Origin of the sequence: Candidatus Symbiopectobacterium sp. NZEC127 (genome assembly GCF_025962675.1) — a bacterium.
Classification (GTDB): Bacteria; Pseudomonadota; Gammaproteobacteria; order Enterobacterales; family Enterobacteriaceae; genus Symbiopectobacterium.
On the sequence record NZ_JAGFPG010000090.1, the window covers coordinates 1 to 538 of the forward strand.

Here is a 538-nt window from a genome sequence, read left to right on the forward strand (position 1 = left end):
CGGCACCAATCAAAAGCAGCAGTTGTATGAAGCGCATTGGGGGGCAATGACTATAGAGGAGGTGCATGATCAGCCAAGCCAGGAAGGAGATTATCAGCAGGCTCCACAGGCGCGCTCCCCAGATATCGCCGACAACACGTTCCAGCAGAAAGACCGGTAAGGCCAGAATGACAAAGCCAAAGGCGGTTTTGATGTGCTGCATCCACGGGCCGCTGCGGGGTAAAAAGCGATTGCCAAACAGGGTTATGGCGATAAGCGGCAAGCCCATGCCGAGCGCATAGAGATAAAGAATCCCGCCACCGGCGACGCTATTACCGCTTTGCGCAATGTAGAGCAGGATGGCGCTGAGTGGGGCGGTGGTGCAGGGCGAGCAAATCAGCCCGGCCAATGCCCCCATGCAAAAAACCCCGCCAAGGGAGCCGCTTTGTTGCCGATTGCTCCACAGTGCCAGGCGGGTTTGCAGGGTGGAGGGCATCTGTAGGTTATAGAGACCAAACATCGACAGCGCAAGTGCGATAAACAGCAGTGACAAGCCGAT

The 538-nt window shown here is 56.7% G+C and carries 1 protein-coding gene; it reads right to left on the minus strand.

The genetic code is table 11. From position 1 onward, the window contains the following. On the minus strand, positions 1-538 hold a 538-nt coding region (locus J5069_RS24075), incomplete at both ends, for a cytochrome c biogenesis protein CcdA (RefSeq protein ID WP_319801704.1).